Source organism: Sphingopyxis sp. GW821-FHT12C06, assembly GCF_058807415.1.
Genome location: NZ_JBXAQR010000001.1, coordinates 417,506 through 439,716 on the forward strand (window position 1 = coordinate 417,506; position 22,211 = coordinate 439,716).

General features: G+C 63.4%; 25 protein-coding genes and 1 other RNA gene. 18 read left to right on the plus strand and 8 right to left on the minus strand.

All coding sequences use genetic code 11. The features are described 5' to 3' along the window. Window positions 1-51: 51 nt before the first annotated feature. Both AC1RRJ_RS01775 and AC1RRJ_RS01780 read left to right on the plus strand, forming a co-directional pair. Window positions 52-909, plus strand: a complete 858-nt coding sequence (locus AC1RRJ_RS01775) for a metal-dependent hydrolase (protein ID WP_493119992.1) — start codon at window positions 52-54, stop codon at window positions 907-909. Then, the gene (locus AC1RRJ_RS01780; protein ID WP_493119993.1) at window positions 906-1,328 is read left to right on the plus strand and encodes a DUF2147 domain-containing protein; all 423 of its coding nucleotides are present in this window, start codon (window positions 906-908) and stop codon (window positions 1,326-1,328) included. The genes AC1RRJ_RS01775 and AC1RRJ_RS01780 overlap by 4 nt, the downstream gene beginning before the upstream one ends. A 51-nt stretch (window positions 1,329-1,379) precedes the next feature. On the opposite strand, the gene AC1RRJ_RS01785 is transcribed toward AC1RRJ_RS01780, so the two are convergent. Together AC1RRJ_RS01785 and AC1RRJ_RS01790 are read right to left on the minus strand one after the other, a co-directional pair. Further along, window positions 1,380-2,135, minus strand: a complete 756-nt coding sequence (locus tag AC1RRJ_RS01785) for an RES family NAD+ phosphorylase (RefSeq protein WP_493119994.1) — start codon at window positions 2,133-2,135, stop codon at window positions 1,380-1,382. Then, entirely contained in the window at window positions 2,113-2,490 is a 378-nt protein-coding gene (locus AC1RRJ_RS01790) for an antitoxin Xre/MbcA/ParS toxin-binding domain-containing protein (RefSeq protein ID WP_493119995.1), read from the minus strand. Before AC1RRJ_RS01790 ends, AC1RRJ_RS01785 begins: the two co-directional genes overlap by 23 nt. A gap of 224 nt (window positions 2,491-2,714) precedes the next feature. Between AC1RRJ_RS01790 and guaB the strand changes: the two genes are divergently transcribed. The 4 genes from guaB (at window position 2,715) to AC1RRJ_RS01810 (ending at window position 6,429) form a co-directional block, all read left to right on the plus strand. Beyond that, window positions 2,715-4,172: an IMP dehydrogenase gene (gene guaB / locus AC1RRJ_RS01795; protein WP_493119996.1), complete on the plus strand. Its 1,458-nt coding sequence runs from the start codon at window positions 2,715-2,717 to the stop codon at window positions 4,170-4,172. A 114-nt stretch (window positions 4,173-4,286) separates the two neighbouring features. Then, window positions 4,287-5,477, plus strand: a complete 1,191-nt coding sequence (locus AC1RRJ_RS01800) for an RsmB/NOP family class I SAM-dependent RNA methyltransferase (RefSeq protein ID WP_493119997.1) — start codon at window positions 4,287-4,289, stop codon at window positions 5,475-5,477. Window positions 5,478-5,556: 79 nt separating this feature from the next. After that, the gene (locus AC1RRJ_RS01805) at window positions 5,557-6,024 is read left to right on the plus strand and encodes a tetratricopeptide repeat protein (protein WP_493119998.1); all 468 of its coding nucleotides are present in this window, start codon (window positions 5,557-5,559) and stop codon (window positions 6,022-6,024) included. Between the two features lie 114 nt (window positions 6,025-6,138). Next, window positions 6,139-6,429 (plus strand): hypothetical protein, encoded by a 291-nt coding sequence (locus AC1RRJ_RS01810; protein WP_493119999.1) that lies wholly within the window; start codon window positions 6,139-6,141, stop codon window positions 6,427-6,429. Between the two features lie 42 nt (window positions 6,430-6,471). Here AC1RRJ_RS01810 and mtgA read toward each other — a convergent pair whose 3' ends face one another. Beyond that, on the minus strand, window positions 6,472-7,170 hold the full coding sequence (gene mtgA, locus AC1RRJ_RS01815) for a monofunctional biosynthetic peptidoglycan transglycosylase (RefSeq protein ID WP_493120000.1): 699 nt from the start codon (window positions 7,168-7,170) through the stop codon (window positions 6,472-6,474). 75 nt (window positions 7,171-7,245) lie between these two features. Between mtgA and AC1RRJ_RS01820 the strand changes: the two genes are divergently transcribed. Next, window positions 7,246-8,046: a transporter gene (locus AC1RRJ_RS01820; RefSeq protein WP_493120001.1), complete on the plus strand. Its 801-nt coding sequence runs from the start codon at window positions 7,246-7,248 to the stop codon at window positions 8,044-8,046. A gap of 699 nt (window positions 8,047-8,745) precedes the next feature. Here AC1RRJ_RS01820 and AC1RRJ_RS01825 read toward each other — a convergent pair. From AC1RRJ_RS01825 to AC1RRJ_RS01835, 3 genes are all read right to left on the minus strand, one after another. Next, window positions 8,746-9,132 (minus strand): cupredoxin domain-containing protein, encoded by a 387-nt coding sequence (locus AC1RRJ_RS01825; RefSeq protein WP_493120002.1) that lies wholly within the window; start codon window positions 9,130-9,132, stop codon window positions 8,746-8,748. A gap of 62 nt (window positions 9,133-9,194) precedes the next feature. Further along, window positions 9,195-10,097, minus strand: coding sequence for an RNA polymerase sigma factor RpoH (gene rpoH / locus AC1RRJ_RS01830; RefSeq protein ID WP_493120003.1), 903 nt, complete (start codon window positions 10,095-10,097; stop codon window positions 9,195-9,197). Window positions 10,098-10,178: 81 nt separating this feature from the next. Continuing rightward, entirely contained in the window at window positions 10,179-11,135 is a 957-nt protein-coding gene (locus AC1RRJ_RS01835) for an RluA family pseudouridine synthase (RefSeq protein WP_493120004.1), read from the minus strand. Between the two features lie 170 nt (window positions 11,136-11,305). On the opposite strand from AC1RRJ_RS01835, the gene AC1RRJ_RS01840 reads away from it, so the two are divergent. The 10 genes from AC1RRJ_RS01840 to AC1RRJ_RS01885 all read left to right on the plus strand — a co-directional run bounded on the left by AC1RRJ_RS01840 (window position 11,306) and on the right by AC1RRJ_RS01885 (window position 19,142). After that, window positions 11,306-11,950: a histidine phosphotransferase family protein gene (locus tag AC1RRJ_RS01840; protein ID WP_493120005.1), complete on the plus strand. Its 645-nt coding sequence runs from the start codon at window positions 11,306-11,308 to the stop codon at window positions 11,948-11,950. An 81-nt stretch (window positions 11,951-12,031) separates the two neighbouring features. Continuing rightward, entirely contained in the window at window positions 12,032-12,196 is a 165-nt protein-coding gene (locus tag AC1RRJ_RS01845) for a hypothetical protein (protein ID WP_493120006.1), read from the plus strand. A gap of 225 nt (window positions 12,197-12,421) precedes the next feature. Then, window positions 12,422-14,815, plus strand: a complete 2,394-nt coding sequence (locus AC1RRJ_RS01850; protein WP_493120007.1) for a chemotaxis protein CheA — start codon at window positions 12,422-12,424, stop codon at window positions 14,813-14,815. Next, the gene (locus tag AC1RRJ_RS01855; RefSeq protein WP_493120008.1) at window positions 14,812-15,249 is read left to right on the plus strand and encodes a chemotaxis protein CheW; all 438 of its coding nucleotides are present in this window, start codon (window positions 14,812-14,814) and stop codon (window positions 15,247-15,249) included. The genes AC1RRJ_RS01850 and AC1RRJ_RS01855 overlap by 4 nt, the downstream gene beginning before the upstream one ends. A 74-nt stretch (window positions 15,250-15,323) precedes the next feature. Then, entirely contained in the window at window positions 15,324-15,698 is a 375-nt protein-coding gene (locus AC1RRJ_RS01860) for a response regulator (protein WP_088474331.1), read from the plus strand. A 10-nt stretch (window positions 15,699-15,708) separates the two neighbouring features. Then, window positions 15,709-16,815, plus strand: coding sequence for a chemotaxis-specific protein-glutamate methyltransferase CheB (cheB, locus tag AC1RRJ_RS01865; RefSeq protein ID WP_493120009.1), 1,107 nt, complete (start codon window positions 15,709-15,711; stop codon window positions 16,813-16,815). Continuing rightward, window positions 16,815-17,669, plus strand: a complete 855-nt coding sequence (locus tag AC1RRJ_RS01870) for a CheR family methyltransferase (protein ID WP_493120010.1) — start codon at window positions 16,815-16,817, stop codon at window positions 17,667-17,669. The genes cheB and AC1RRJ_RS01870 overlap by 1 nt, the downstream gene beginning before the upstream one ends. 79 nt (window positions 17,670-17,748) lie before the next feature. Beyond that, window positions 17,749-18,438, plus strand: coding sequence for an N-acetylmuramoyl-L-alanine amidase (locus AC1RRJ_RS01875; RefSeq protein WP_493120011.1), 690 nt, complete (start codon window positions 17,749-17,751; stop codon window positions 18,436-18,438). 76 nt (window positions 18,439-18,514) lie between these two features. Then, an RNA gene (gene rnpB / locus AC1RRJ_RS01880) (RNase P RNA component class A) lies at window positions 18,515-18,911 on the plus strand. A 78-nt stretch (window positions 18,912-18,989) separates the two neighbouring features. Then, the gene (locus tag AC1RRJ_RS01885) at window positions 18,990-19,142 is read left to right on the plus strand and encodes a hypothetical protein (protein WP_493120012.1); all 153 of its coding nucleotides are present in this window, start codon (window positions 18,990-18,992) and stop codon (window positions 19,140-19,142) included. 13 nt (window positions 19,143-19,155) lie between these two features. Here AC1RRJ_RS01885 and AC1RRJ_RS01890 read toward each other — a convergent pair whose 3' ends face one another. Then, the gene (locus tag AC1RRJ_RS01890) at window positions 19,156-19,812 is read right to left on the minus strand and encodes a hypothetical protein (RefSeq protein WP_493120013.1); all 657 of its coding nucleotides are present in this window, start codon (window positions 19,810-19,812) and stop codon (window positions 19,156-19,158) included. 163 nt (window positions 19,813-19,975) lie between these two features. Between AC1RRJ_RS01890 and AC1RRJ_RS01895 the strand changes: the two genes are divergently transcribed. After that, window positions 19,976-21,724, plus strand: coding sequence for a caspase family protein (locus AC1RRJ_RS01895; RefSeq protein WP_493120014.1), 1,749 nt, complete (start codon window positions 19,976-19,978; stop codon window positions 21,722-21,724). A gap of 3 nt (window positions 21,725-21,727) precedes the next feature. Here the strand turns inward: AC1RRJ_RS01895 and greB are convergent, their stop codons facing one another. Then, window positions 21,728-22,210, minus strand: a complete 483-nt coding sequence (greB, locus tag AC1RRJ_RS01900; RefSeq protein WP_493120015.1) for a transcription elongation factor GreB — start codon at window positions 22,208-22,210, stop codon at window positions 21,728-21,730. Window position 22,211: the final 1 nt, after the last annotated feature.

A 22,211-nucleotide genomic window follows, 5' to 3' on the forward strand; every position in this document is an offset into this window, starting at 1 on the left:
CTTTAATATATACATTGATGTCAATGTAATTGATTCGTTATGAGGTATGTTATGACCCATTCTCTCCCGACACCGCACGACCTTAAAATCGAAAAGCGCGACCTGAAGTTCGGGCGCGAAACGCCCCCGCCGCGCTGGTGGCACGGCGGTGATCCTGGCCGCACCGCCTTCTTCAATGCGCTGTCCTCGACCTTTCCGGTGGGGGAGAAGTTTTTCATGACCGCCGTGCGCCATTACCGCGACGGGGCACCGCAGCCGCTGCGCGACCAGATCGATGATTTCCTCTATCAGGAATCGATGCACACGCGCGAACATGTGGTGTTCAACCGTCAGGCGGAGGATGCCGGCTTCGATATCGCCCCGTTGGAAGAGCGCGCCCGCCGCACCATCGCATGGGCCAGGCAGCGTTCGCCGATCCAGCAACTCGCCGCGACCTGTGCCCTCGAACATTTCACCGCGACACTGGCGCACGACCTGCTGGCCGACCCGCGCCAGCTTGAGGGGGCGACGGAAGAGGCCGCGCGTTTGTGGCAATGGCATGCGATCGAGGAGGTCGAGCACAAGGCGGTAGCTTATGACACTTATTTGCACGCAACCCGCGACATGCTGCCGTTCCGCCGCTGGCTCAAGCGCAGCGCGGTGATGTTAGTGACCTCGATACGCTTCCACTATGTTCTGTTTCGCGGCATCGCGGACCTGTTGCGACAGGATGGTCGCAACGACCTCGCGACCTGGCGCGGCTTGCTGGCCTATCTTTACGGCCGGTCGGGCCTGATGCGTCCGCTGTTCAGGGAAATGTTTGCTTATATGCGGCCCGGTTTCCACCCGTGGGATGCCGACGACCGGCCCTTGCTTGCCAAGGCGCTCGCCGCCTTCGAGGTCGCTGCGCCGCGGAGTCAGGCCGCATGAGCCGGTTTGTTCTGGCATTCGCCGCCGCAAGCCTGCTCGCCATGCCCGCGACCGCCAGCGCCGCCGATATCACAGGTATCTGGGCGACGGGCACCGAGGGGGGGCGCGTGCAAATCTATCGTTGCGGCGCCGCGCTATGCGGGAAGATTGTCGGTGCCAGCCGGCTGCGCGCCAATCCCGATTTGCGCGATGAGCGCAATTCCGACAGCAAGCTGCGTACGCGCAAAATCAAGGGGCTGGTGGTGCTGAAAGGCTTCATCGGTGGCCCGCGTGAATGGAAGGGCGGTCCGGTCTATGATCCGGAAACGGGCGATGGCGCGCCGACCGGTCATTTGAAGCTGCTCGCCAGAGACAAGCTGGAACTCAAGGGCTGCGTTGCGGTTTTCTGCCGGACCAAGGTCTGGACCAAGGTCAGCTAATGGCCCGCCCCGGGCGGAGCGGAGCTTGGCTGCCCCACTCCGCCCGGGCGCCTAAGCTGGCGTTGGATTCAGCCCGAATTGTTCAAAGGTGAAGGCGTGGCGCTCGTCGGAGGGCAGGGCGGCAAAAGCCGTCATCTGCCCACCTTCGAACCGGAAATGCCATGTCTGTTCGATCTTCGGCGCCGATGCGGCAAACCCCGACGGGTCAAACAGCGCGACATTGGCGCGGTGGGCTAGGTCGCGCACCGAGGCATAGCGGACCGCCTGCGCCGATATCCCCCGTGCGTGGGCGGCGAAATCCTGGCATGCGCCATAATCCTGAGGGTCCATCCATAGGGCGGCATGATCGGACAGCGGCGGCTGGGTGAGGTCGATCAATTGCGTGAGCTTCACCGGAACGCTGATCGCCGAATGCTCGACGACGGCGGAGGGTGGCTGAAACCCCGGTGAGCGTGAGAAGAAGAGCAGGCGCCAATAGGCGGTTTCGGCGACCGCGATTGCCACCTGTTCCGACGCATAGAAAATGCCGGGACGTTCACCCGCACGGCGAAAGCGCGACGCCTTCATATGGCCATAGCGAAAGGGTGTCGCGAGCAGGTAGTGGAGGTTGCGCGCCTCGGGCGGCAGTATCGGCTTCACCTCCTCGACCAACTGCTCGAGAATTGCCTGATCGGCGGTGCCGGTGGCGAGGCGGTTGGTCGAGATGCGGTGCTGCGCCTCGACGAGCCGCCATAATTTCGCGTGATAGGGGCGGAAGTGCTCCGGTCCCGGCACCGGAGCGAGATCAGACTTGCGCGCGATAGTCATCGACATAATCCGTCACGTCGCTGAGGCCGCGGATGCTGCGGATAAGGTCGATCGGGCGTCCGCCGAGGTCGAGGTTCGCGGTCTTGAGCCACGATATCGCGGCGCGATCATCGCTTCCCATCAAGGCGTCGAGGCTGCGGAACAGGCGGATCAGATATTGGCCAAGCTCGAACGCCTTGCCCGATCGGTCGAGCTGGAAGCCGCCCGAGCGCAGCCGCGATGCGGTTGCGGGCGACAGGCCCAATATCGTGCCGAGCTGTTCGTTGGTCAGTTGCCAGCATCCGGCGACACGCACGACGGCTTCCGAAAGAATCCGGTTCTGATTGACGGCGGGGGCGAGTTGAGCAGTGACCATGGTCTTTCTCTTGAATGAAATTGTGATATATCATTCATAAGAACGCTTGAGCTCGTTTGCAAGAGGCGATGCCCGCAGGCGCCAGCCCGTGCGCCTTGAAATAATCATTCGTCCCCCACTGGCGCCTTTGGGCTCGACTGGTTACATGGGCCGCCACCAAACGAATCGCGTGTGCCGCCCCGAACGCCCGGGGCAGGCGCCGCCTGCACCAGAAAGTGGCCCACATGGAAATCATCACCGGTTTGACCTTCGACGACGTGCTGTTGGTGCCCGGCCCGTCGGACATGCTGCCGTCGGAAGCCAATCTGTCGACTCAGCTGACCAGCGAAATCAATCTCAACATCCCGATCCTGTCGTCGGCGATGGATACGGTGACAGAGGCGGATATGGCGATCCTGATGGCGCAGATCGGCGGCATCGGCGTTCTCCACCGCAATCTGACGATCGAAGAACAGGCCGCGGCGGTGCGTCAGGTCAAGCGTTTCGAAAGCGGCATGATCGTCAACCCGATCACCATCACCCCCGACGCGCCCTTGTCCTATGCGACCGCCTTGATGGACCAGCACAAGATTTCGGGCATTCCGGTTGTTGAAACCGGTGGCAAGCTGGTTGGCATCCTGACCAACCGCGACGTGCGCTTCGCCGCCAATCCCGATCAGCCGGTGCGCGAACTGATGACCGCCGAGAATCTCGCGACCGTCCGTCCCGGCGTCGGTCAGGACGAGGCGCGCAAATTGCTGCACCAGCGTCGCATCGAAAAATTGCTCGTCGTCGACGATGACTATCGCTGCATCGGCCTGATCACCGTCAAGGACATGGAAAAGGCCGTCAACTTCCCCGACGCGACCAAGGACGGCACCGGCCGCCTGCGCGTCGCGGCGGCGACCAACACCGGCGATTCGGGGATCGAACGCGCCGAAGCGCTGCTCGATGCCGAATGCGACCTGATCGTCGTCGATACCGCGCACGGCCACAGCAAGATGGTCGCGCAGACGGTCGAGCGGATCAAGAAATTGTCGAACCGTGTTCAGATCCTCGCGGGCAATGTCGCCACTGGCGATGCGACCAAGGCGTTGATCGACGCGGGCGCCGACGGGATCAAGGTCGGCATCGGCCCCGGATCGATCTGCACCACCCGCATCGTTGCGGGTGTCGGCGTGCCGCAACTCACCGCGATCCTCGGCAGCGTCGAAGCCGCGGCGAAGCTGAACATCCCGGTCATCGCCGATGGCGGGCTGCGCACTTCGGGCGATATCGCCAAGGCGCTGGCGGCAGGCGCGTCGAGTGTCATGGTCGGCTCGCTGCTCGCCGGCACCGCCGAGGCGCCGGGCGAAACCTTCCTGTTCCAGGGCCGCACCTATAAAAGCTATCGCGGCATGGGCAGCGTCGGCGCGATGGCGCGCGGCTCGGCCGATCGCTATTTCCAGCAGGACATCAAGGACCAGATGAAGCTGGTCCCCGAAGGGATCGAAGGTCAGGTGCCGTTCAAGGGCCCGGCCAAGGATGTCATCCATCAACTCGTCGGCGGCGTGAAGGCCGCGATGGGCTATACCGGCAGCCGCACCCTCAAGGATTTCCGCGAGCGCGCCAAGTTCGTCCGCATCACCAATGCGGGCCTGCGCGAAAGCCATGTCCACGACGTCTCGATCACCCGCGAGGCGCCCAACTATCCGGTCGGCTGATATCGCCGGGGTTCGTCATTGCGACCCCGGCCATCGGGGTTCATTGAAGGCTGCGAGCCGGAGATTGCTTCGTCGCTACGCTCCTCGCAATGACGAAGAAGGAAGTTCACACTCATGACCCCCGCTGCGCGCGTTCAGACCGCGATCGAAATTCTCGACACCATCGCCGCCTCGGCGCGCGAGGGCGGTCCGCCCGCCGACGCGATCGTTGCAGAGGCGATGCGGGCACGCCGCTACGCGGGGTCGAAGGATCGCCGCGCGATCCGCGGCCTCGTCTATGATGCGATCCGCGTGATCCGTTTGACCCCCAAGTCGGGCCGCGCCGCGATGCTGACGCTGGCCGCTGCGGACTCCGAAATCGCCGCGCTGTTCGACGGTTCGCCTTATGGCCCGGCGCCGATTGTCGGGAATGAACCGCGTGCCGAACGCGGCCTCGTGGCGCCGCATTTGATGGCAATGTTCGATCCGCTGATCGGCGCCGACGAAACCGACGCAATGCTTGCGCGCGCGCCGCTCGATTTGCGCGCCAATCGCCTGCTCAGCGACCGCGATACGGTCGCAGGGTTATTCGCCGATGCGCAGCCGATCGCCGGGCTCGCCGATGGCGTCCGTCTGCCGCCTGAAACCGCCGCGGTGCAGGACGCGGCCTATTCCATCGGATTGTTCGAGGTTCAGGATGCGGCGAGCCAGCATGCCGCGCTCGCGCTCGACGCCGCGCCGCAGCATAATGTCATAGATCTGTGCGCCGGGGCGGGGGGCAAGACGCTCGCCATCGCGGCGGCCACCGGCGATCAGGCCGACATTCTCGCTGCCGACACCAACCGTGCCCGGCTTCAGCAACTGGCCCCGCGCGCGCATCGCGCCGGAGCGACCCGCATCAAGACCTTGCTGCTCAATCCGGGGCAAGAGGCGGAGATGCTCGCCGACCGCATGGGCAGCGCCGACCGCGTCATCGTCGATGCGCCGTGCTCGGGCTCGGGCACCTGGCGGCGCAGTCCCGAACTGCGCTGGCGGCTCACCTCGGCGCGGCTTGAACGCCATGTCGCCGATCAGGCGAAACTGTTCGACCTCGGTGCCGAACTGGTGGCGCCGGGTGGCAAACTCCTCTATGCTGTCTGCTCGATCATTGCGCGCGAGGGGCGGGCTCAGGTGGACGAATTTTTGACCCGGCATCCGGGCTGGACCGTCGATGACGCTATCCTGCCCGATGGGATTGGACGGCCCGCGGGCAGCGGATTTCTGCTGACTCCGGGTCATGATGGCTGCGACGGGTTTTTCCTCGCGCGGCTGACGGCGCCATGTTAGGCTTGGCCGAATGAAGCGATGGGAGAATGCGATGCGCGTCAGTTTTCTGGCCCTTGGTGCCGGTTTTGTCCTGGCCAGCATGCCCACCGCTTCCGACGCCCAGCGCGCCGACAACGACATTCTCCCACGCTCGGCCCTGCTTCAGAGTCAGGGGCTAAAGGCCCAGGAATCGGGCGATCTCAACGCTGCCATCGATTATTATGAATCGGCGCTCGCCGCCGACCCGCGCAACCGGTCGGCCATCATCGCGCTGGCGCAGGTCGCGCGCGCACAGGGGCTGCCGGGCAAGGCCATCGGCCTCTATCGCGAGGCGCTGTTGCTCGAACCCAATGACCTTGTCGCGCTGACCGGGCAGGGCGAAGCGCTTGCCGACAAGGGCGCGCTCGAACTGGCGCGCGAGAAGCTGACCGAGGCGAAGCGTATCTGCGCGTCGCAATGCCCGCAGGTTGCGGCGCTGGAAAAGACGATCGCGTCGAGTTCGGAAAAGAAGGTCGTCGCGGCCGAGACGCTCGTCCCCAAGGCGGTCGTTACCACCGGGCAGAATTGATCCGGGGTCGGGTTCCTGACGAAAGGGACGGGTGCCGGGTTGATCCTGACCCGAAGAAGGAATGTCCGGAAACGACCGGTTGCGGACATAACGATCCGACGTCTAAATCGATATATGATGAACAGCACGCCCTTTGACGACTTAATGCATGAAGTTTGCGTTGAAAGAGGATGGTGTGGTGCGGTTGTTAACGACCAGCCCAAACATGTTACGGATTTCTTGCCCAAGAGCGGTATGGTGACAGCCGACGAATTCGTTGGCTGGCTGTTTGAAGCGGACGGCGTTGATCCCAATGAAGATCGAGCAAAATGGCAGAGACATATCGACGGGCTACGCGAAGCCTTCATCCGCCATATGGGCGGGGTAACTGTCGAGGCCAGATGTCTCACTCGGAGCGGCAGCTAACCACCCCATATCGGACATTGGCGATTCAACAGTGCAGTGGCCTTACTTGTACACGCACGCATCCAGCCCGTCGCGCTTCACCACGCCGATGCGCGCACGGATCGTGTTGCCATAGCGGCGGGTGAAGCCCGAGGGGGTAACCGCCTCACGCTTCTTGGGTAGTGGCAGGATCGCGGCGATGCGCGCGGCTTCGGCCGGGGTCAGCTTGCCCGCGCCATGGTTGAAGTAGCGCTGCGCGCCCGCCTCGATACCATAAGTGCCGATGCCGGTCTCGGCGACGTTCAGATAGACCTCCATGATCCGCCGCTTGCTCCAGATTTTCTCGATCAGGAAGGTGAACCACACTTCGGGAACCTTGCGGACATAGCGGGTCCAGCCGGTGCCCTGCCACAGGAAGACGTTTTTGGCAGTCTGCTGGCTGATCGTCGATCCGCCGCGCATGCGCTTGCTCTTGGCGTTGCGTTCGATCGCCTGTTCGATCGCGTCGCGGTCGAACCCGTCGTGGCTACAGAATTTGCCGTCTTCGGCGGCGATCACCGCGCGCACCATGTTGCGGTCGATGTCGGACAGGCTCGTCCAGTCTTTGGTCATTCCGCTGCTGTCCGCCAGCATGGTGAAGGTCGCCGGCGGCGGCACGACGGCATAGAGCAGCACCCAAAGCACCGAGATCAGGACAAAGCCGACGATGGCTTTGACGGTGAATTTCAGAAATCCCAATATCATCGGTGTCGTGGGCGCCATGCTTTGCGGTTGCTGTCGATTTGGCCTAGTCCAAGGATCGGCAAAGGAAAAGTGCGGATCGCAAAGGCGGGTGACATGATGATGTGGCGGACGTTCGGGATGGTGGCAGTGCTGGTCGTCGGCGTCCCTGCCGGGGCGCAGGAACGGCGCGATCTGTGCCCCGATCGTCCGGGACTCGGCACGCCGGCCTGTACGGTCGATGAAGGCGATATCGTCCTCGAAATCGGGATCGGCGATTGGACGCGCGATCGCAACGGGTCGCTAAAGACCGATACCATTGTCGCGGGGGACGCCTTGCTGCGCGTCGGGCTGACGCCGTCGCTGGAGGCGCAGATTGGCTGGACCTCCATCGGCCAGGTTCGCGAGCGCGACCGGGCGCTGGGGACGGTCGCGACGCAAACCGGCGTTGGCGATGTGACGATCGCGCTGCGCCAGAATCTCCGCAATCCCGATGGTTCGGGCTTTTCGGTGGCCGCGATGCCCTATGTCATACTGCCGGTGGGCGGACAGGCGATCGGGGCGGGCGATTGGGGGGCAGGACTATTGCTGCCCGCCAGTGTCGAACTGGGCAGCGTGTCGCTGAGCCTGACGCCGCAGGTCGCCGCCGCGACTGATGGCGATGGCAAGGGGCGTCACCTTGCCTATGGCGCGACCGCTGGTGTGGGCTTTGGCGTATCGGACAGCGTGTCGATGGCGATTGAGCTTGCGGCGGTTCGCGATCGCGATCCCGCTGGCCACGCCACCGAGCTGCTCGGCGGCATTTCGGCGGGCTGGCAACCTGACGACGACAGCCAGTGGGATATCGGTGCGAACATCGGCCTCAATGACGATAGCCCCGATATGCAGCTCTATTTCGGCTTTGTGCAGCGGTTCTGACCGTGCCTCAGCTCTTCGGCGGCTCCTCGTCTTTTTTTCTGTCGCTGCGTCGATCGCATCATTGGCCTTTGCGGTTGCGGCCTTCGCGGCATCACTGGCGTCGGCGGCTAGCGAGCGCATCTTCGCCTCGGCCTCGGCTTCCTTGCCGCTCATCACGAGCCACGCCATTACGGCGGCGGCGATCAGCGACAGCAGCGCGAGCCAATAGCCGAAGTGCCAATTGACCTGGATCATCGCCAGCGCGGCCTGATCCATGCTGCCGCCCGCTCCATTTTCGGCGGCCTCAGTAAGGATCGCGTCCTTGCTGTAGCGCCAGGTGCCGGCAAGGATCAGGACGAATGCAGCCGCCGACGTGCCGAGCACCAGCTTGGCCGCCTCGCGCCCGCGGGAGAAGAGCAGGAATAACCCGCCACCGATCGCGAGCAGGGCAAGGATCAGCCAGACATTCATCGCTGTGCTGTCGCCGGCCTGTGCCGCGCGGCCCAGCGCGTTAATGCGGCCAAAGGCGAGGCCGAAGCCGCTCGCTTCGGCAAGCGGCTGATGGGAGCAGCTGACGGTCATCCATGGCAGCAGGAAGGCCAGCAGAGCGATGCCCTTGGGAATACGGATCCATTTCCACATGATATGTCCCCCTCCAATCCATCCAATCGGGGGAGGCTAGGCCTTTGCGCCCGCGAGTCAAACGCGCGGGGTTTGGGGTCAGTCGACCAATATCTTGCCCTTCATGCCCAGGCTGCTGTGCATGAAGCGCGAACAATGGACTTTGTAGCTTCCCGCCGCGGGGGTCAGTATGACGTCCAGGCTCTCGCCCTTGCCCAGCGAGACGCGGCCTTCGGTGCCGCCCACCTTCGCGCGGTTCGCGGCGTCCATCGTCGCGGCGGCGAAGAATTCGGGGGCGGTGAAATCATGCCCGCCCGACCCGTTGTTGACGAAATGGATTGCCGTGCTGTGCCCGGATTTCAGATGCAGGTCGGCTGGCGTATAGCTGAAATTGGCCATCGCCACCGTCACCTTGTCTACCTGTTCGGCAGCGGTGACGGGGACGGTGAGCGCCAAAGCGGCGACGGCGAGCGACAGGAAACGCATGGCACGCACTCCTTCTGCCGGACAATCCGGCCATGCCCGCCGCGCAGTTGAGCCCGGGGGGCTCAGGCGTTGATCAGCCGCCGATCGCCGGCAAGCTTCAGCATCGCCTTTTGCAGCTTTTCGAATGCGCGCACCTCGATCTGGCGGACACGTTCGCGGCTGACGTCGTAAACTTGGCTCAGATCCTCAAGCGTCTTGGGATCGTCGGTCAGGCGGCGTTCGGTCAGAATGTGGCGTTCACGCTCGTTCAGCGTGTCGAGTGCTTCGTTGAGCAACCCATGGCGAACGTCACGTTCCTGCGCCTCGGCGACGCGCTCGTCCTGCAACGGGCCTTCGTCGCCCAGCAAATCCTGCCACTGGCTGTCGCCATCTTCGCCCATCGGGACGTTCAGCGAAGTGTCGCCGCCCATCGCCATGCGACGGTTCATGCTGACGACCTCATCCTCGGTGACGCCCAGATCGGTTGCGATCTTGGTCAGATGTTCGGGCGACAGGTCGCCATCTTCGAACGCCTCCAGGCTGTTTTTCATCCGGCGCAGGTTGAAGAATAATTTCTTCTGCGCTGCGGTGGTGCCCATTTTGACGAGGCTCCACGACCGCAGGATGAATTCCTGGATCGACGCGCGGATCCACCACATCGCATAGGTGGCGAGGCGGAAGCCGCGTTCGGGGTCGAATTTCTTTACCCCCTGCATCAGGCCAATATTGCCTTCGGAGATGAGTTCGCTGACGGGCAGGCCATAGCCGCGATAGCCCATCGCGATTTTTGCCACGAGCCGGAGGTGCGAGGTCACGAGCTGCGCCGCAGCTTCATTGTCGCCATGCTCGTGGAAACGCTTCGCGAGCATATATTCCTGCTCGGGGGTGAGCAGGGGGAATTTGCGGATTTCCGCCAGATAGCGATTCAGGCTGGCTTCGCCGCCAAGCGCTGGAACCGTGGCCGGAACATTGCTTTTATTCGCCATTTTCAGAGCGTCTTCCCTAATAATAGAGCCTAAATGTGCCGCGGTTGGGTCCGGCGGTCGAGATAGATTTTCATTCGAAACCTAAACGCGCAGTTCATCGATCAGTTCCCGCATGTCGGCGGGCATGTCACTGTCGAGCGCGATTGTGATACCGGTCACTGGATGAATAAAGCCCAAACGGGCCGCGTGCAATGCCTGCCGCACGAAATTCCGCGCTTTCAGCACGTCCGACAAAGGCTTTCGGGCGCGTCCATAGACCGGATCGCCGAGCAGCGGGTGCCCGATATGCGCCATATGCACACGCACCTGATGGGTGCGCCCGGTTTCGAGTCGACATTCGACCAGCGTCGCGCCCTTCAGCGGTTCGACGATAGTGTAATGGGTGATCGCATGTTTGCCGCGCCCTTCGGCGACGACGGCCATTTTCTTGCGGTTGGTGCTCGACCGGCCGAGCGCCGCGTCGACCGTGCCATTGGCGGGCATCGGGCGACCGGTCACGATCGCGAGATAGCGGCGGTCGATGCTGTGCGCGGCGAACTGCTTTGCCAGTCCTTCGTGCGCGCGGTCGTGCTTGGCAGCGACGATCAGCCCGCTCGTATCCTTGTCGATGCGGTGGACGATCCCCGGCCGCGCGACACCGCCGACGCCCGAAAGCTGTCCGGCGCAATGGTGGAGCAGCGCGTTGACGAGGGTTCCGTCGAAATTGCCCGCGGCGGGATGAACGACCATGCCGGCGGGCTTGTCGACGACGATCAGATGCTCGTCTTCGTAGGCGATCACGAGATCCAGGTCCTGCGCGACATTGTGCGTCGGAGCGGGTTTTGGCATCCGCAGCTCGAGCGTCGCCGGGGCGGCGGCCTTGGCCGAAGGGTCAAGCAACAGCGTGCCGCGGGCATCGGCGACACGCCCGCTCTTGATGAGGCTCTTCACCCGCTCGCGCGAGAGATCGGGCAGGGCCTCGGCGAGGGCCCGGTCCAGTCGCAGCCCGGCCGCGCTGTCGCGCAGCGCCACGGTCAATATGTCATCATCCCCCTGCATTGACTTCGATGTGGAAAGCGAGGGCGGAAATTCAAGGGGCTGGGGGCACATCGTCGCGGGTATCGCTCTGCATCGCGTCGGGATCGCGCTTGCTCTTCGGGGCATGCCTGCCCTAGGAGCGGGCTCATGCCGGGGACGTCCGGATACTGCGCTGGGGAGCCACTTCAATCATGACCGACGATCGCGTCGATTTCGCCTCCATGTTGGCCTCGCGCCTGTGTCACGACCTGTTGAGCCCGGTCGGTGCTTTCGCCAACGGCCTCGAACTGCTCGCTGACGAAAAAGACCCGGCGATGCGCGAGCGCTGTTTCGAGCTGCTCGAACAAAGCGCGCGGACGTCGGCGAACAAGCTGAAATTCTTTCGCCTCGCTTTCGGGTCGGCCGGCGGCTTTGGTGAACTGGTCCCGGCTGACGAGGCCAAATCAGCGATCCAGGGGATCATCGGGGATCGCGCGATCGACCTCAACTGGATGATTGGGGCGGACCCGCTGCCCAAGCCCGCGGTGAAGATCATCCTCAACCTGTCGCTGCTCCTCGTCGACGCGCTGGTGCGCGGCGGCCGGCTCGATATCGGCTGCGAAAAGCAGGGCGATGCCATTGAAATCGCACTGCATGTCGAGGCCGAGCGCATGTTTCTCGACGTCGACGTCGAACGCATCCTCGCTGAAGGCGAAGCCGCCAGCTCCATGACCTCGCGCACCGCGCCTGCAGTGCTGGTCCAGGCGGTTGCGGCGCAGAACAACGGCACGGTCATGCTGGCGCGTGAAACACCCACCACTTTGCTTGTCGGTGCGGTGCTGCGCGGGCGGGGGTAAGCACAACGCTTGCCTTTCGGCGGAACCTATCCACCGGCCAGGGGTATCTTGTTCTCGCGCTGAAGTTACATCCCGCGAGGAGTGAATGACATCTCTACCAGGCTCTGGATCGCTTATGCGATGATCGCCTTCATGGTGGCTGCCGCGATCGCGGCTGTCGCCTATTTGCGTTACAACACCCATCACCGCAAGATCGAACGCCGCCGCGCGCGCGAAAAGCGCTATATGGAAGAGGGCGCCGACTAGCGGGATCGTTGACCTGCGTGCAGGATGGTTGCCCCGCCCGACGAGACGCACGGGGGAGAGGCGGGGCGGGACTCCAGGCTATGGGGCTGGTCACGCTGCGACGAACGAGGACTGTCGCCGCATGGCGGCTTGGCTTGTCGCTTCGCCCGCTATGACCGGTAAAGTCTCCTTTAACCATTGTCGTCCATGGTTGCGTTTCGAATTTTGGGGTGCACCGACACGGTCATGGACGATCTGCTGAACGACTTTCTCGCCGAAACGGCGGAAATTCTTGCCGAAGCTGGCGGGGCACTGGTGGCGTGGGAGGCCGAGCCTGCCGACCGTGAGCGGCTCGACGCCATTTTCCGGCTGGTCCATACGATTAAGGGAAGCTCGGGCTTCCTTTCGCTTCCCCGCGTTACGGCGCTGTCGCACGCGGCGGAGGATGCGCTCGATCAGGTCCGCCGCGGCAAACGTCCAGCCGATGCCGCATTGGTCACGGCGGTGCTTGGCATCGTCGATCGCCTCTCCGAACTGTGCGACAAGCTGGCCTCTGCCGGGGTCGAGCCCATGGGCGACGACAGCCTGGTAATCGGTGCGCTCGCCGCCGCCGAGGCCGTTCCGGCGACCGAACCCGCTGCCAGCGAAATCCAGCTGCGCCGTGAAGATGATCTCAGCGCCGAATTGCAGGGCTGGCGCTCGATCCGCGTGCCGCTGCCGCTGCTCGACAGCGTGATGACTGGTGTCACCGACATCGTTCTCGCGCGCAACGAGTTCGCGCGGATGCTGCGCGAGTCAGGCGCTGATGCCTCGGTCATCGCGTCCTTCGAACGCCTCTCGGATTCGATTGCCGGAATGCGCCAGTCGGTCAGTCAGATGCGGATGCAGCGCATCGACAAATTGTTCGCGCCGTTGCCGCGTATCGTCCGCGACCTCGCGCGCGATCTCGGCAAGAAGGTCAAATTCGCGACCAGCGGCGGCGAGGTCGAACTCGACCGCGAGATGATGGAGAATATCCGCGATCCGTTGATCCATATCGTCCGCAACGCGATCGATCATGGCGTTGAGGCGATCGATGGACGTGTCGCAGCGGGCAAGGATGTCACCGCGACGATTTTCGTTTCGGCGCGCCAGTCGGGCAACCAGATCGAAATTGCGATCCGCGACGACGGTCGCGGCCTGTCGCCTGACGCACTAGCTGCCAAGGCGATCGCGGCGCGTATCGTCACCGCAACCGAGGCGCGCGGGCTGACCTCGCGTGAAAAGCTGGAACTGATCTTCCGCCCCGGTTTTTCGACTGCGGCAAAGATTACTGCCATTTCTGGTCGCGGCGTTGGAATGGACATCGTCAAATCCAATGTCGAGAAAATCGGTGGCGTCGTTGAACTGCGCAACGAAGAAGGCCGGGGGCTGACCATCCTGCTCCGCGTGCCGATGACGCTGACCATCATTTCCGGGCTGATGGTGCGCGCAGCGGGATATGAATTTGCCATTCCGCGTGGATCGGTGCGCGAAATATTGCTCGAAAGCAGTGATACGGTACGGATCGATCGCATCGGCGGTGGCGAAATGGCAACCGTACGCGGCGAGCCATTCCCGCTGTTGCGGCTTGAGGCCGTGCTTGGGCGCGCGCGCGATCACCGCGACGACGCTGACGATCGCGCGCTGGTTATCGTCCGGCCGGGGCAGGGGCAAAGCTATGCGCTTAGCGTCGCGGCGATCCATGATCAGGAGGAACTGGTAATCAAGCCGGCGGCGCCGATGATTATGGCGACAGGTCTCTATGCCGGCACGACGTTGCCGGACAATGGCCGCCCCGTGCTGTTGCTCGATGTCCAGGGCATGCTCGCCGTCGCGGGCATCGATGCGAGCGAAGCGGGCCGCAATCAGGATCATGGCGCCGAGGCTGCGGCGGAGGCCATTGCGGCGCGCAACGCGGTGCAGCTCCTGCTTTTCCGCGACGTGGGCGATCGCGTTCGCGGCGTTCGCCTGTCGGTGATCGAGCGTGTCGAAGAAGTGCCGGCGTCGGCGCTGTTCGAAAGCGCGGGCCGCATTCAGGTGCAGATCGGCGACGATATTTTCCCTGTCCACGCCGGAAAATTGCCCGAGGACAAGGGCAGCGTGAAGCTGCTGCGCCTCTACGATGGCCGCGCCGTGCTTTGCTATCCGATCGCGGCAGTGATCGACATCGTCCGTCTGCCCGACGGCATTCAGCTCGCCGCCTCGCCCGGCCTGGTCGCTGGTGTCGTGCTTGTTAGCGGCGATCCGGTCGAGCTGATCGATCCCTATTGGCTGATGGAACAATATGCGTCGGGCGCCCCCGCGCCAGCGCTGCGCCAGCCTCTCTGTCATCTTGCTGACGACCATGATGGCTGGGGCGATAATTTTCTCGCGCCGATCCTGCGCCACGCCGGTTATCGCGTCGCGAGCAGCGACGCGGGCGACGACGAAACGCCCGATGTTCTGCTTTGCCTGTCAGGCGAAGAGACGGCGTCTGACCATGCGGCACGCGACGTGCCGGTGATCCGGCTGCGGACTACTGTCGCCGCGGCGGGCCCCGACGACCCGACCGTCTATCGTTACGACCGCCAGGCGCTGCTCGATGCGCTGCACCGCCAGATCATGGGAGGCCGCGCATGATGGACAAGCTTTACCTCATCGCGCGTATCGCCGACACGCGCGTCGCGCTGCGCAGCCGTGCGATCCATTCGGTGGTGACCGTCGGTGTGCCGGTCGAGGTTCCCGCCGCGCCGCCGCACGTCGCCGGACTGTTTGCGCTACGCAGCCGCGTCTTCACGCTGATCGATCCGCACGCCGTTGTCGGCCTGCCGGCGGTCGCCGTCGCTGCCGGGCAGCGCGTGATCGTCGTCGATGTCGCCGATCACGGCTATGCACTTCTCGCTGACGAAATTGAGGATGTCTGTTTCATCGAAGCGGCTGAGACGCGCATCACGGGCAAGCTGCTGCCCGGCTGGGCCCGCGTCGCCGAAGCGATGATCGAGCATGACGGTGCGACGCTGCTCGTCGTCGATCCCTCATATTTCATCACGCTGCCGGTCGCAAAAGCGGCGTGAACATCTTTGTCATTAACGGGCTGGACACTCCTTCGCCGTAGATTGCCAAAAACCCGGGGGGTCGGAGGAATAGAATGTCAAAATCCTGTTTGGTCGTCGACGACAGCAAAGTGATTCGCAAGGTCGCGCGCCATATCCTTGAAAGCATGTCTTTTGCGGTCGATGAGGCCGCCGACGGGCTGGAGGCACTGACCTTCTGCCGTACCAATCGTCCCGATGTCATCCTGCTCGACTGGAATATGCCGGTGATGAGCGGGATGGAGTTTCTGGGCGCCTTCAATGATCTCGATTATGGGCATGAAGAGAGGCCGCGGGTCGTCTTTTGCACGACCGAGAACAGTATCGATCATATCCGGACCGCGATCGAAGCGGGGGCCGACGAATATGTGATGAAGCCGTTCGATCGCGAAACGCTCGAAGGGAAATTGCAGCTCGTCGGCGTCGCCTGAGGCCGTTGTAATGGCCCGGCCGCAACCCCTGATTTCGGATCCCGCGCGATCGACGCGAACGGTTCGGGTCATGTTGGTCGACGACAGCCTGGTCGTGCGCAGCATTCTCGAACGCATCGTCGACCAGCATCCGGCGCTGAAAATCTGCGCCTCGGTCGCTTCGGCGCATGATGCGCTGGCCTATCTGGCGTGCGAATCGGTCGATGTCGTCATCCTCGATATCGAAATGCCGGGGATGAATGGCATCGATGCCTTGCCGCATATCCTGGAGCGCGCGGCGAAAGCGCGCGTACTGATCCTCTCGTCCAATTGCGTCGAGGGCGGTCCCGCAGCAATTGAGGCGCTGTCGCTCGGCGCCAGCGATACACTCGCCAAGCCGGGGCGCGGCAGCTTTTCGGGGCGTTTTGCCGAAGTCCTGACCGAACGCATCCTGACACTGGGCGACCAGCCACCGCTCCCGACAGTACTTCGCGTAGCGCACCGGCCGATGCCGGTCCCCGCGCCGGTCGCGGTGGCGATCGACACAGATCAGCCAATTGAGTGCATCGCGGTAGCCGCCTCGACCGGCGGCATTCCCGCCTTCGCCAACTTCCTCGCGCATCTCGACCCGCGCATCACCGCGCCTATTCTGCTGACGCAGCATCTTCCCGACGCCTTCATGGAGTTTTACGCGAAGCAGATCGCGACGATGACCAAGCGACAAGTCCACGTCGCCGAAGCCGGCATCGCGGTCGAACGCGGTCATATCTATTTGGCGCCGGGCGACGCGCATCTGATGGTGGTTGCGAACGGGCGTCGCCGCGAAATTGCACTGGCGCGCCATCCGGTCGAAAATGGCTGTTGCCCCTCAGCCGATCCGATGCTGGGCGCTGTCGCTGACGTCTATGGCAAGCGCGGCGTCGCCGTGATCCTCAGCGGCATGGGTCGCGACGGCGTGCTCGGCGCGGCGCGGCTAAAGGCCGCGGGAGGAACCATCTTTGCGCAGGCTCCCGAAAGCTGTGTAATCTGGGGCATGCCGGGAGCGGTCGCCAAGGCGGGGCTGGCCGCTGCAACGCTCAATCCTGATGCGATCGCGCTGATGCTCGGCGGCTTTCTGACCGGACGTCGCAAGCCGTGATGGGCGGTACTGCCAGCGAATCGGTCTATCGCATCCTGATGGGCGTTCTCGAATCACGCACGGGACAGACACTGTCGCCGAACCGTATCTGGCGCATTGAAATGTCACTGAAGCCGGTGATGCAGCGCCACGGCATTGCCGATCTCGATGCGCTCGTTGCCGCGCTCGTCACCTCGAACAGCCGACAATTGCTCGACGATACAGTTGATGCAATGCTCAATAACGAGACGTTTTTTTATCGCGAACACAGCGTATTCGACGACATTGCTGTTACGGCGCTTGAGAAAATACGCGCCATCAATGCCGACCGGCGACGCCTGACGGTATGGCATTGCGGCGTTTCGACGGGGCAGGAGGCTTATTCGCTGGCGATGCTGATCGCCGAACAGGGCGACAAATGGGCTGGCTGGCAGGTCGATATCGTCGGCACTGACGTCAGCTATCATGCGATCAGCCGCGCGCGTATCGGGCTGTACAGCCAGTTCGAAATCCAGCGCGGATTACCGGTGCAGCGCATGGTGCGCTGGTTCGACCAGACCGAGAGTGGATGGCTGGCGAAGGCCGATTTGCGCCGCCGGATCGATTTTTCGGTGCAGAATATGCTGACCGACCGGCCGCCGCTGGCGCGCTTCGCCGACTTGATCTTCTGCCGCAATCTGCTGCTCTATTTCTCTGCACCGATGCGGGAAAAGGCCTTCGCCCGACTGCGTGCGATGGCGGCACCGCAAAGCTTCCTCGTGCTCGGTGCGGGGGAAACGGTGCTCGGCCAGACTGACCAGTTCGTCGCCAGCCCGCGGCTGCGCGGGCTGTATGAGCCCGCTGATCAGCAAGTGCGCCGCGCCGCAGCGGCCTGAGCTTGCAATTTGCCCTTCGCTGGCGCAGGTCAGGCGTCTTCCCGCACCGGGGCGGATTAAAGCATGGGTCGCGAACCGCATGAGCGATTTTATCGAACGCTGGTCACCGAATTTCGACGAGCGCGGACTGCCCGTATCGATGATAGTGCTTCATTATACCGGTATGAAGACCGGCGCTGAAGCTATTGATCGGCTTGCCGATCCCGATGCAAAAGTGTCGGCGCACTATGTCGTCGGCGAGGATGGCCAGATTACCCGGATGGTACCCGAGGAAAAGCGCGCCTGGCACGCGGGCAAGTCGCACTGGCGCGGCATCAGCGACATCAACTCGGCGAGTGTGGGGATCGAGATCGTCAATCCGGGACATGAATGGGGCTATGTCCCCTTTCCCGATCCGCAGGTCTCCTCGGTCGTCCGCCTCGTCCACCAGATCAAGGATCGCCATGCGATCACACGCGGTAATGTCGTCGGCCATTCGGACATCGCGCCGACGCGCAAGCAGGATCCGGGCGAGCTGTTCCCGTGGGAGGAACTGGCGCGCCGTCGTCTCGCGCTGCCGCGACCGACAAAGAAGCTCACCGACCCGCTGTGGACTGATGCGGGCTTTCTGCTGGCGCTCGAACGCTTCGGCTATGACGTGACCGACGGCTTTGCCGCGACGGTGGCTTTTCAGCGCCGCTTTCGTACGGAACTCATCGACGGCACCGTCGACGGCGAGTGCCGCGCTATTCTGCTGGCGCTGCTGCTGCCCCAGCCCGAGGGAAATTGAGCCACCTCAGATTCCGTGTGCGTCGAGCGAACGGATAGCTGGTGCGGTGCTTCGCTTTGGCCTATACTCCCATTTGCCAGAGGGTCGGGCGATCGCCGCCGGTGGGGTATCCCGCCGGGGGAGGAAAGTCCGGGCTCCACGGAAACCACGGTGCCGGATAACGTCCGGCGGTTCGCGCGTTCGTGCGGATCAGGGAAAGTGCCACAGAGAGTAGATCGCCAAAGGCTTCGGCCCGGCGAAAGGTGAAAGGGTGCGGTAAGAGCGCACCGCGCGGCTGGTAACAGGCGCGGCATGGCAAACCCCACCGGGAGCAAGGTCGAATAGGGACGGTACGGAGCAATTCAGGGTCGGTTCCGGCCCAGCCGTCCGGGTTGACTGCTTGAGCGTTCGGGTAACCGTTCGCCTAGAGGAATGATCGCCCATCCCCCGTCAAAAGGGGTGGACAGAACCCGGCTTACAGACCCTCTGGCAATATTCTCCCCAAACTCATCCGCGGGAACCGCCCGCGGGTGGGCCGCGTTCTAAAGGGACCAGTACAAGGGAGGCGAACCATGAAGATCGTCGATGACCATGTTGAAATGACCGATGAAGAGGCAAGCGGCGGCGTCAAAGGACATAATGTCCGCTATGTCCTGGCGATCTCGTTGATCGGGGCGGTCGTCGTCCTGTCGGCAGCCTGGATTATTCCGGCGCTGCTGAAATAGAGGCGGTGGGGCCTTATTTGCCCTCCATGATAAGGTTCAGTTCGTCTTCGGGGTTCGGCGTGTTTTCCATATAGAGGGTGCTTGCCGGTCGTCTGGCGCGCTTGGCGCCGACCTTGTCATAACCGCGGTCGCTGTCGTCCGCCGCGACCTTCAGTTGCGCGGTGATGATATCGCCTGTCAGCAGGTTCCAGCTCATCTCGGCGCCATCATGCGCATAGGTCCGGCTATAGGCTGTCGCGTCGAGGCCGATCAGGCGCATCTTCGATGCCGCGGTTTCGCCGCGAAAGCGATAGGTGGCCGATGTCGCGCTCGTCCCGCCGGTCAAATCCCGGATGACCAGCACCCCGTTGTCGACCGACAGTTCGGCGGGACCCAGCGCCCCGGGCAGAAGATTGAATTGACCAGCGGGGATATGGGTGATGCGTGCCCCTTGGCGGACAGCAAAAAAGGCGTGCGCTATCCGATCGTCTTCCTTCACCAGTACCATCGCGGTGTCGATCTCGCCATCGCCGTTGAGGTCGCCATCGACCCGCGCCTCGACCTCTTCGCCCGGCGCCAGCAGAGTGCGGACTTCGGCGCCGCTCATCACGGATGAGGCGGAGGCTTTCGGCGCGGCATGGGCTGTGCCCGACGCGAAGATCAACGCGAGAAAAACCAGGCTTCGTTCCACGGCACCCCTCCTTTGGCCGAATCCATGTGTTTTTGCTTTTATCCGGCCATTATGCCCGACATTGTGATGGGGATCACAGGGCAAAATGCGCTTTCCTACATTTGGCCACTGACCTACCGTTGCTGCGGGGGACAGAGTGATGGCGCGAATATGCGATTTCAGAATGAAGTTGCGCAGATTTCTGCGAATCTTCAACGCGCGCCGGATCGGGTTTTCTGCGGCGACGGCGCTCGCTGCGCTGACAATGGCCCCCGTGGCGCAGGCTCAGTCCTCTGTCTCATGCGGCGCCGCACCGCTCAACGGCGACCGGGTCGCGCTGCTGATCGGCAACAGCGCCTATAATGACTGGGAATGGCCGTCACTTAAAAATGCGGTCAACGATATCGACTTCGTCTGCGAGGCTTTCGCGCGCGCCGGAATTGCGCCGCGGATCGTCCGCAACGCCAACAAAGCTACGCTCGATGCCGAACTGGCGCGCTTTGCCGCTGAGGCGAAAGGCGCGAAGTCAGTCCTCATCTACTATGCCGGACATGGTTTCGAATATGGCGGGCGCAATTGGCTGGTGCCGATGGACGCGCCGCCCGCGACGCGTCGTGCCGATGTCGAAAAACGCTTTCTGTCGATTGAAGTGCTGGTGAAGCATGTCGTTCCGGCCGGTGCCTTCACCCTGTTGTTCGTCGATGCGTGCCGCACCGCCGAGCCTGTCGTGCGGGTCGAAGATGCGGATGTAAAAAACGGCGAGACGGGATCGGCGCCGCTCGGCCTGCTCGATATCGGGCAGGGCGCGGTTTTCTATTCGACGGCAAAGGGGCGCCCTGCGCTCGATTTCGCCCCGGCCGGATCGCCGGTGAGCCCCTTCGCCGCCGCTGTGGTCAAGGAACTGGCCATCCCGGGCCTCGAAATTTCCGACTATTTCAAGGTCGTTTCGCGCGAAGTTTACAAGCGGACCTATGGAATGGAGTTGGGGCCGCAACAACCCTTTCACTATGGCAGCTGGTTCGACGATTATTATCTCGTTGCGCCGCCCGATGTTCCGGCCGCGCGGCCCACGCCCGTCGTGGCGGTGACGCCGCTGCCCGGCGGCGCCGCCCCGGCGCCGCCAGCCACCCGCGGCGCGCTCAAGCCCGCGGCCGACCCGCTCGCTGACGTCTCGCTCGATCGGCTGGCGATCGAGGATGAACCGATCGTTGTCGCAGATGTGCTGTCGCGTCACCCTGCGGCGGAACTGATCGCGTTTGCCGACGGCGGTCATCCGCTTGCGCAGCATCTTGCCGGCTACATGTTTTCGCTCGGCGTCGGCGTGAAGAAGGATGTGCCGCGCGCCCGCGCCTATCTCGAGCAATCGGCGGCGCAGGGCTTTGCCGCGGGGCAGCAGGAACTGGCCTATCTGCTCCTCGAAACCGATCCGACGCCGGATAATGTGAAGCGCGCCTTTGACCTTTATACTGCGGCATCGAACGCTGGCTTTTCGAAAGCGAAAACGCATCTGGCCTATCGTCTGACGGCAGGTGCATTCGGGAGGCCTGACCTTGTCCGCTCGCAGACGCTCTATATGGAGGCGGCGGAAAAAGGGCATCCCGCCGCCATTTTCGCGCTGACCTATTTTCCCGGCACCCGCGCTGCCAATCTGGCGCGGCTGCGCAGCATTGCCGACGGCGGAAACCCCGAAGGCAATCATTGGCTGTGCGAAGCGCATTTCGCCGACAAGACTCTGGCGGTTGCGATCAACGATTGCGGCATCGCGGCGCGCGCGGGCTTTGCGGGTTCGCGCGCGATCCTCGCCGATGCCTATGCCAGGGGAATGGGTGTGGCGGTCGACCCGAAGGAAGCGGTCCATTGGGCGAAGCTGGCGCGCGACCTGCCCGAATTGCGCAGGGATCAACGCGACCTCATCGCCGGGATCGGCGAATAGCGATCAGGGGTAGCTGACCGTCATCACTTCCCATTCCTTGGGGCCCGCGGGCAAGTGGACGGTGCGCAGGTCGCCAGCCGCTGCACCGCGCAGCGAGCGGGCAAGGGGACTGTTCCAGCCGATGCGGCCGGCGCCGGCGTCGGCCTCGTCATCGCCGACCAGCGTGACGATCCGCCGCGCATCGTCGTCGTCGGCCAGTTCGACGGTGGCGCCGAACCAGATACGCTCCTTATCGGGCTGTGCGGCCGGATCGACAACCCGCGCCGCCTTCATCCGCCGCGCGAGGAAGGTCAGCCGCCGGTCGATCTCGCGCAGTCGTTTGCGGCCATAGATATAGTCGCCATTTTCGCTGCGATCGCCATTGCCCGCTGCCCAGCTGATCACCTCGACCAGCTTCGGCCGCTCCTCGCCGAACAGCACATCATATTCGGCGCGCAGCGCGGCGAAGCCGGCCGGGCTGATGATGTTCGTCTTTCCCCCCGCCATA